The organism is Vibrio sp. Vb1337 (assembly GCF_033338715.1).
In the GTDB taxonomy this organism is placed as follows: Bacteria; Pseudomonadota; Gammaproteobacteria; order Enterobacterales; family Vibrionaceae; genus Vibrio; species Vibrio alginolyticus.
Map to the genome: position 1 here is coordinate 1 of NZ_JAWOTD010000126.1, position 1286 is coordinate 1286.

Genomic DNA, 1286 nt, shown 5'->3' on the forward strand with positions numbered 1-1286 from the left:
AGCTAAAATCAAATAATTGGTTTTGTCTCTTTGACGGTTTGAAAAACCCAACTTTCGAGTTGGGTTTTTTATTATCTGAAATCCTCACTATTCCTTCAAATCTACCTTCACCATGTTTACATGCTGATGCTCTAGTCAATTCCTGTAACCTTTGCTAGTTTGTCACTAGAACTAAGATAGTAGGAACCGTTATGCGTATTAGTCCGACTCGCCGTCGCCGTTGGAACAATATTCTAATATTGGGCATTATCGCGTTTATCGTGATCTTAAATGCGCCGATGTGGATCAAAACGTACTTGTTGTCAGAGAATGTTGATCCTTATCCGCATTTACTTCGAACTGATCATTCGGTTAGCGCTATTTATTCCAATAGTCTTGAATTGGAGTTTCGCGATGGGCGATGGCATGCGAATGCAGATGTTCCTCTCCCTCTATCTGAACTTATTGCTCGCTGGCAAGCGCTCGAAGGTACGGAGTTATCTGCGCAGCAATACGACACTCTTAAAGATAAGTTAGGCACACCAGAAACCATCGAAGTCTGGTATCAAGGCGTCGAAGAACCGCAGCGAATTACTCTTTATCGTCTTCATGATTTTTGGTTGTTCAAGAATTGGCAAAACAAGTGGATCGCGATTTCTGTTGAGAGCAATTACATCATGCCTAAGTGAGAGGTGGTCAATAACCTCGTAGGTAAGCAGTGTTTACGCTTGTACTTTTCGATTATGCTAACTGCCTTTCAGTAAGGCCTTGAGTGTTCTAAGGAGAAATAAATGCCTGAATTACCAGAAGTTGAAGTAAGCCGGATGGGTATTAGTCCACATATGGTTGGACAAACGATTAAGGCATTTGTTTTTCGCACACCCAAACTGCGCTGGGATATCCCGCAAGAGCTGAAATTGCTTGAAGGGCAAGTGATTCGAGCCATTCATCGTCGCGCAAAGTATTTGCTCATAGAAACGGATGCAGGAACTGCTATTGTGCACCTTGGAATGTCCGGCTCGTTACGTGTGTTGGATGCTGATTTTCCTGCGGCTAAGCACGATCATGTCGATCTCAAACTTACAAATGGTAAAGTGCTGCGTTATAACGACCCTCGACGCTTTGGAGCTTGGCTATGGTGCGCTCCTGGTGAGTCCCATGCGGTATTTGATCATATGGGACCAGAGCCTCTAACTGATGCGTTTAATAGCGAGTACATTGCCGATAAAGCGCAAGGCAAGCGTGTCGCGGTAAAGCAGTTTATCATGGACAACAAAGTCGTGGTCGGTGTGGGGAATATTTACGCC

General features: G+C 44.2%; 2 protein-coding genes. Both read left to right on the forward strand.

Annotated features, from left to right (window positions below):
- Positions 1-191 precede the first annotated feature (191 nt).
- On the forward strand, positions 192-668 hold the full coding sequence (locus R7E42_RS24415; protein WP_021451729.1) for a hypothetical protein: 477 nt from the start codon (positions 192-194) through the stop codon (positions 666-668).
- 102 nt (positions 669-770) lie between these two features.
- A partial coding sequence (locus tag R7E42_RS24420) for a DNA-formamidopyrimidine glycosylase family protein (RefSeq protein ID WP_318073150.1) occupies positions 771-1286 on the forward strand: 516 nt, incomplete at its 3' end.

What these genes read in the sequence shown, in the direction of transcription:
- R7E42_RS24415 (WP_021451729.1), top strand. Translation starts at nt 192, where the DNA reads ATGCGTATTAGTCCGACTCGCCGTCGCCGTTGGAACAATATTCTAATA.